8 protein-coding genes and 1 other RNA gene are annotated in these 6,461 nt (G+C 69.3%); 7 read left to right on the forward strand and 2 right to left on the reverse strand.

Annotated elements, in window-relative coordinates; all coding sequences use genetic code 11:
* The first annotated feature begins 212 nt into the window (after positions 1–212).
* From sppA to ACLQ7T_RS07600, 3 genes are all read left to right on the forward strand, one after another.
* Positions 213–1,994: a signal peptide peptidase SppA gene (gene sppA, locus ACLQ7T_RS07590; protein WP_420478866.1), complete on the forward strand. Its 1,782-nt coding sequence runs from the start codon at positions 213–215 to the stop codon at positions 1,992–1,994.
* A gap of 107 nt (positions 1,995–2,101) precedes the next feature.
* Complete coding sequence (locus ACLQ7T_RS07595) at positions 2,102–2,422, forward strand: hypothetical protein (RefSeq protein ID WP_420471350.1); 321 nt, start codon at positions 2,102–2,104, stop codon at positions 2,420–2,422.
* A gap of 14 nt (positions 2,423–2,436) precedes the next feature.
* The gene (locus tag ACLQ7T_RS07600) at positions 2,437–3,198 is read left to right on the forward strand and encodes an N-acetylmuramoyl-L-alanine amidase (RefSeq protein WP_420478867.1); all 762 of its coding nucleotides are present in this window, start codon (positions 2,437–2,439) and stop codon (positions 3,196–3,198) included.
* On the opposite strand, the gene ACLQ7T_RS07605 is transcribed toward ACLQ7T_RS07600, so the two are convergent.
* Entirely contained in the window at positions 3,195–3,488 is a 294-nt protein-coding gene (locus tag ACLQ7T_RS07605; RefSeq protein WP_420478868.1) for a type II toxin-antitoxin system RelE/ParE family toxin, read from the reverse strand. The genes ACLQ7T_RS07600 and ACLQ7T_RS07605 overlap by 4 nt on opposite strands.
* Positions 3,485–3,694 carry a hypothetical protein gene (locus ACLQ7T_RS07610; protein ID WP_420478869.1) on the reverse strand — a complete coding sequence of 70 codons (210 nt, stop codon included), beginning with the start codon at positions 3,692–3,694 and terminating at the stop codon, positions 3,485–3,487. The genes ACLQ7T_RS07605 and ACLQ7T_RS07610 overlap by 4 nt, the downstream gene beginning before the upstream one ends.
* Positions 3,695–3,773: 79 nt before the next feature.
* On the opposite strand from ACLQ7T_RS07610, the gene rnpB reads away from it, so the two are divergent.
* From rnpB to ftsL, 4 genes are all read left to right on the forward strand, one after another.
* Positions 3,774–4,151, forward strand: an RNA gene (rnpB, locus tag ACLQ7T_RS07615) — RNase P RNA component class A.
* A 478-nt stretch (positions 4,152–4,629) separates the two neighbouring features.
* Complete coding sequence (locus ACLQ7T_RS07620) at positions 4,630–5,112, forward strand: division/cell wall cluster transcriptional repressor MraZ (protein ID WP_420471346.1); 483 nt, start codon at positions 4,630–4,632, stop codon at positions 5,110–5,112.
* Positions 5,109–6,062 (forward strand): 16S rRNA (cytosine(1402)-N(4))-methyltransferase RsmH, encoded by a 954-nt coding sequence (rsmH, locus tag ACLQ7T_RS07625; protein WP_420478870.1) that lies wholly within the window; start codon positions 5,109–5,111, stop codon positions 6,060–6,062. The genes ACLQ7T_RS07620 and rsmH overlap by 4 nt, the downstream gene beginning before the upstream one ends.
* Positions 6,059–6,461, forward strand: a 403-nt coding sequence (gene ftsL / locus ACLQ7T_RS07630; RefSeq protein WP_420478871.1) for a cell division protein FtsL, incomplete at its 3' end; no start/stop codon positions are given. The genes rsmH and ftsL, both read left to right, overlap by 4 nt.

A 6,461-nucleotide genomic window follows, 5' to 3' on the forward strand; every position in this document is an offset into this window, starting at 1 on the left:
TCCGTTACAACGCGGGGCGATCAGCCCCCGCTCGCAGGCGGCTCATATAGGGATTTCGACCGCCCGCATCAATCTCGCTTTCGGCAGCGCACCATGAATGTGCTGCGATGCGTTCGCCTGTGACGAGACGTTCATTTGACCGAAAGCCCTGCCGTTCTATGGTCAAAATGTGGCCATGACCCGGCCCGCGCCCGAGGCCACGTGACGACCCCATGAAGCAGTTCTTCCTCACCATGGGCGGCGTCTTCGCCGGCCTGATCCTGTTTTTCGTGGTGATCCCGCTCGTTTTCCTGACGATCCTGATCGCTTCGGTCAGCGCCAAGGCGCCGACGCCCACGAATACGGTGCTGGAGCTGGATCTGCGTGAGGGACTGAGCGACCAGGCGCCAGCCAGTCCGTTCGCCGTGTTCGGCGGCTCGGGCCTGTCGACGATGCAGGTCGTCGACACCTTGGCCCAGGCCCAGACGGACGACAAGGTGAAGGCCCTGCTGATCCGTCTGCCCGAGGCCGGGATCACCCCGGCGGCGGCGGACGAAATCCGTCAGGCCGTCCGGCGTTTCCGCAGCGCCGGCAAGATCGTCATCGCCCACAGCCAGGGCTTCCAGCCGGTCGGCACGACGGTGTCGAGCTATATGGTCGGCGCCTCGGCGTCCGAGCTGTGGATGCAGAACACGGCCGGCTTCCAGCTGACGGGCTTCTCGGCCGAGGCGATGTTCCTCGGGCGGGCGTTCGACAAATACGGCGTCGAGGCCCAGTTCGAGCAGCGCTACGAGTACAAGAACGCCGTCAACGAATATACGCAGAGCGATTTCACCGCCGCCCACCGCGAGGCGATGACGGCGTGGATGACCTCCATCTATGACACGGCCCTGACCCATGCCGCGCAGGACCGGCGGCAGACGCCGCAGCAGCTGAAGGCGACCATCGAGGCGGGCCCGTGGTCCGCCGCCGAGGCCCTGCAGCGCAAGCTGATCGACAAGATCGGCCAGGTCGAGGAGGCCGAGGCCGAGGTCAAGCGCCGCGCCGGCCGCAACGCCGAGATCATGGACATCCGCGACTACGCCTCGAGCGTGGGCGAGCGCAGCGGCTCCGGCCGCGACGCCATCGCCATCGTCGGCGGCGAGGGCGCCATCATCACCGGCCGTGACAACGGCGGCAGCCCGTTCGGCGGCGGCGCCTCGATCGCGTCGGACGTGACCGCCAAGGCCATTTATGACGCCATCGAGGACGACGACGTGAAGGCCATCGTCTTCCGCGTGTCCTCGCCCGGCGGGTCGCCGGAGGCGTCGGAACAGATCCTGGCCGCCGTGCGCGCGGCCAAGGCGGCCGGCAAGCCGGTGGTCGTGTCGATGGGCGACTATGCGGCGTCGGGCGGCTACTGGATCAGCTCGGAAGCCAACTGGATCGTGGCCCAGCCGACGACCCTGACCGGCTCGATCGGGGTGTACGGCGGCAAGTTCGTCCTGGCCGACGCCCTCGGCCGGTTCGGCGTGGACATGCGCCACCTGAGCATCGGCGGCGACTATGCCGACTCGATGTCGCCGTCGCAGGCGTTCACCCCCAGCCAGCGCGCCGCCTTCGCGGCCCAGATCGACCGGACCTATGAGGAGTTCATCGCCCGGGTCTCGACCGGCCGTCGGCTGCCGCCCGCCCGGGTGCGCGAGATCGCGCGCGGTCGGGTGTGGACCGGGGCCCAGGCCATGGGCATCGGCCTGGTCGACCAGCTGGGCGGTCTGGAAGAGGCGATCGCCAAGGCCAAGTCGCTGGCCCACATCCAGGCCGACGCCGACGTGCGGTTCAAGCGCTATCCGGAAGCGGGTTCGCCGTGGGAGGCCCTGTCCAAGGCCTTCGGCGTGTCGAGCGAGGCGGCGCGGGTGCTGGTCGGCATCGGCGGCGTCATGAACGACCCCGAAGCGGAAGCGGCGGTTCGTCGCATCGAGACCGAGCGCCAGCGGGCCTCGGGCGCGTCGGTGCTGGCGGATCAGCCCTATTGAGCCGGATCCGGACACTCGCCTGTGAAGCGGCGGCGCATTGACCCCGCGCCCTCGCAGACCGACATTGGGAGTCCGGCGCTGTTCGCAGCGCCCCAAATGGTGACGTCATGACCCCTTCCGATCCCCTGCTCTTCGGCGCCGCGGCCCGTCGTCCGTCCAACGGACTGCTGGCTCCGGTGGTGTGGCTGTTCGGCCTGATCGCGACCATGGTCGCCATGGCGGTCGGCGCGGTGCTGGCGGTGGTGACCGCCGCCGCCGTGGCGGTGATCGCCGTGATCGCCGCCGTGCTGGTCTTCTTCGCCGGACTGGCCCTTCGCGCCCGTCGCGCCATGACCCGCCGGGACCGTCGCGCCGATGACGGCGTCATCGAGGCGCGCAAGGAAGGCGACGCCTGGGTCGCCTACGGCTGGGAACGGACGGGCCGCTAGGACCGGCGTTCGCCATGCTGATCGTCAAGGACGCCCCGTCCCCCAATTTCGACGCCCGCCGCGGTCCGCCGGACATGCTGGTGCTGCACTACACCGGCATGCAGACGGGTGAGGCGGCGCTGACGCGGCTGTGCGACCCGGACGCCCGGGTCTCGGCCCACTATCTGGTGGATGAAGACGGCACGATCCATCGGCTGGTTCCGGAGGAGCGCCGGGCCTGGCACGCGGGTCGGGGCGGCTGGCAGGGCGAGACCGACTGCAACGCCGCCTCCATCGGCGTCGAGATCGTCAATCCGGGCCATGAGTTCGGCTATCGCGACTTTCCCGACGTTCAGATCGATGCGGTGATCAGCCTGGTTTCGGACATCCGCACCCGCTGGACCATCCCGGACGCCCGCATCATCGGCCATTCGGACCTGGCGCCCGAGCGCAAGCAGGATCCGGGCGAGCGGTTCCCGTGGAAGCGGCTGGCCGGACTGGGCCACGGCCTGTGGTTCGAGCCGGCGCAGGAGCGGATTGCGGCCCTGGGCGCCCCGCTCGGGCCGGGCGACGAAGGGCTGGGCGTGATCGTGCTGCGCGCCGGTCTGCACCGGCTGGGCTACGCCCTGCCGCCGGGCGGCGAATATGACGAGGCGACCCGGCTGACCATCGAGGCCTTCCAGCGCCACTGGCGCCCGTCACAGGTGGACGGCATCGCCGACGGCGAGACGCGCGCGACCCTGATGGGTGTGCTGCAGCTCGCGACGGCGGAGAGCGCGACCGGGGTGCTGAACTAGGGCGTCGAGCGCTCCTGATAGGGACTGAATATCCGTAGAATCTCGATCAGTCTGATCTCGAGATCTACCCGATAGTAGATGCGGTGGCCTTCGACAGGCCGCTCGCGGATGTCGGGGATGTCTCCGATAGGCCAGCGCAGGGGCGCTGACCGCAGGTCCGACATGGCCTTGACGATGTTGACGTAGCGGCCACGTCCCCTGCGGCCGCTGCCGGGCTGGGTGAGCCATGCGTGGACGGCGGCGAGGTCGATCCTTGCCTGATCGACCACCCGCAGCCGCATTGGCCTCACTCGGGTTCGTGCTCGAACGCGGCCTGGGCCTCGGCCAGTTCCTTCTCCAGCCAGGCGTCGGCTTCGTCGCCTTCGATATATCGACCGGTGGCGATGTCTTCCTCTGCCTCGGCGATCCGGGCGCGTTCCCATGCAAGGCGGGCCGCACGTGCGTCCGGGGTCTCGGTCGCGAGGTCGACAGGGTATTTCGGCGCGGGATGGGCCATGGGCGGAGCCTAGCACAACCCCGTGTCGCGGGCATCATGCGGTTGACCCCGGGGACGGGGAGGAGCATCAGTCCGCCCGTCAGACGGCCGGGCGGTCGCGGCGGAGCTTGCTCCGTCGAGGAAAGTCCGGGCTCCACGGTGAAAAGGCGGCGGGTAACGCCCGCCCGGGGCGACCCGAGGGATAGCGCCACAGAAAGCAAACCGCCTGCCTCGCGAGGCAGGGAAGGGTGAAAGGGTGGGGTAAGAGCCCACCGCGGGACTGGCAACAGGACCGGCATGGCAAGCCCCGCCTGGAGCAAGACCGAATAGGGATGTCGCGCAGGCTTCGGTCTGCAGGGCTCACCGCCCGAGAGCATCCGGGTAGGTCGCGAGAACCGGTCAGCAATGGCCGGTCCAGAGGAATGATCGTCACCGCCCTCGGGCGGAACAGAACCCGGCTTACAGGCCGTCTGACCTTTATTTTTGCCCTAGCGTTCGCCGCGCGACGGCTCACGGCTTGAGAGCGGGCTGGGCGCGAACGCTCGCCGCGCGACGGCTCGCTGCTTGAGCCTCATTATTCCGGCCCTAGCGCTCGAGACGCGGTCGCTCGCTGCTTGAGGGCAGGCCACGTCGCGGGCAGGCGCCCGAAATTTCGTTTTCGATGGGGTTGGGGCCGCGGGCCTGCGGTGGTCTCCGCACGTCGCCCGGTTAACCGCTTGGATGGAAAGGCCTGACAGGGTTGGTCCACCGGTTGTCCACTTGTGAATGGTTCACTGTATGTTCCGGTTTTCGCTGGATTTTGGGCCAGCTTGACGGTTAATGATCGTCAACTAATCCCATTGAGACCCAATCAATCCCATGCTATCCCATCGTTGCAGTAGGGGTGGTCGCGCCTGCGGGCGTTTCGTCGGGATTTCTTCAGGGGAGCGGGCCTTCGGGGCTCGATTGGGCAGCGCGTGTTTCTCTCGACCTATGAGAAACAACTGGACGGCAAGCGCCGCCTGCTGATCCCGCAGGAATTCCGCACGGCCGACAACGGCGCCGAACACGGTGTCTTCTGCTTCTTCTCGATCGAGTCCGATTGCCTTGAGGCCGGCGGCGACAAGCTGATGGCCGAATATGTCTCGATGATCGAGGAGCTGCCGTTCGGCGACGACCTGCGCACCGCCCTGGAAGAGACCTTCTACGCCGGCCAGCGCCCGCTGTCGTATGACGGTGGCGGCCGGATCACCCTGCCGGAGGCTCTCTGCCAGGAGGCCGGGCTGGGCGAGGATGTGGTGATCGTCGGCCTGGGCTCACGCTTCCAGATCTGGGATCGCGCGCGCTGGAACGCCCGTCGCGAGGAGCGCCGCGCGCTGGCGCGTCAGGCCGTGCGCGAGCGGGGCGAGGCGGGGCGTCTGGCCCTGCGGACGCGCCGTCCGCAAGGGGAGGGCGCATGACCTCTCCGCACGCGCCGGTCCTGCTGGACGAAGTGATCGAGGCCCTGGCCCCGCGGAAGGGGGACGTCATCATCGACGCCACCTTCGGCGCCGGCGGCTATACGCGCGCCATCCTGAAGACCGGGGCGACGGTGGTGGCGCTGGATCGCGATCCGACGGTGCGGGTCCATGCCGACGCCGTGGCCAGTGACTATCCGGACACCTTCCGCCTGATCTGCACGCCTTTCTCGGGTCTGGCTGACGCCTTCGCGGAGGCGGGTGAGGCCAAGCTGGACGGGGTGGTGTTCGATATCGGCGTGTCGTCGATGCAGCTGGACCAGGCCGAGCGTGGCTTTTCCTTCATGCGCGACGGGCCGCTGGACATGCGGATGTCCGACGAGGGCGTCACCGCCGCCGACATCGTCAACAGCTGGGACCACGGCCCGCTGGCCCATATCTTCAAGCTGTACGGCGACGAGCGTCAGTCGGGCCGGGTGGCCACGGCCATTCTGCGCCGCCGGGTCGAGGCGCCGTTCGAGCGGACGCTGGATCTGGCCGAGGTGGTCGAGAAGGCGCTGGGCGGCCGTCGCGGCGCCGCCATCCATCCGGCGACCCGGGTCTTCCAGGCCCTGCGGATCGCGGTGAACGACGAACTGGGCGAGCTGCGCGCCGGGCTGGAAGCGGCCGAGGCGACGCTGGCGCCGGGCGGGCGTCTGGCGGTGGTGACCTTCCACTCGCTGGAGGACCGGATCGTGAAGGCCTTCCTGACCGAGCGCACGGGCAATGCGCCGGGCGGCTCGCGCCATGCGCCGGTGGCGGTGGAGACCCGCAGGCCCAGCTTCACCCTGGCCTTCAAGGGCGCGGTCGAGGCGGGAGAGGCTGAACTGGCCGCCAATCCGCGCGCCCGGTCGGCCCGGCTGCGCGCCGCCGTCCGCACGGACGCGGCGCCCTGGGGGAGGATCGCCGCATGAGCCTGATGGTCGCGCGCCGTGCCCTGGACCGGCTGTTCTCGTGGAAGATCCGCGGCATTCGCTGGGTCGAGATCATCGGCGTCCTGCTGGTCGGGGCGATGATCTTCTCGGTCTATCTGGCCAAGGCGGCGGCGGCGCGTGAAAGCGCACAGATCGCCGACCTGGAGCGCAAGATCGGCGAGAACGGTCGCCGCGTCCGCCTGCTGCGCGCCCAGGTCGCGCACCTGGAGCAGCCGGCGCGGCTGGAGGCCCTGTCGCGCGACGTCGGTCTGGGGCCGGTGGACATGAGGCGGCAGGCGTCGGAGGAGCGGCTGGATCAGCTGGAGCCCGTGCACGCCCCCGCGCCGGCCCCGGCGCCGGTCGCGGCCCCGGTCGTGGCGGAAGAGGCGGCGCCGCCGC

The sequence above is a fragment of the Brevundimonas sediminis genome, from assembly GCF_048799765.1.
GTDB lineage: Bacteria > Pseudomonadota > Alphaproteobacteria > Caulobacterales > Caulobacteraceae > Brevundimonas.

Coding starts and splice junctions, on each gene's coding strand:
- rsmH (WP_420478870.1), top strand. CDS start 5,109: ATGACCTCTCCGCACGCGCCGGTCCTGCTGGACGAAGTGATCGAGGCC.
- ACLQ7T_RS07595 (WP_420471350.1), top strand. CDS start 2,102: ATGACCCCTTCCGATCCCCTGCTCTTCGGCGCCGCGGCCCGTCGTCCG.
- ACLQ7T_RS07610 (WP_420478869.1), bottom strand. CDS start 3,694: ATGGCCCATCCCGCGCCGAAATACCCTGTCGACCTCGCGACCGAGACC.
- ACLQ7T_RS07600 (WP_420478867.1), top strand. CDS start 2,437: ATGCTGATCGTCAAGGACGCCCCGTCCCCCAATTTCGACGCCCGCCGC.
- sppA (WP_420478866.1), top strand. CDS start 213: ATGAAGCAGTTCTTCCTCACCATGGGCGGCGTCTTCGCCGGCCTGATC.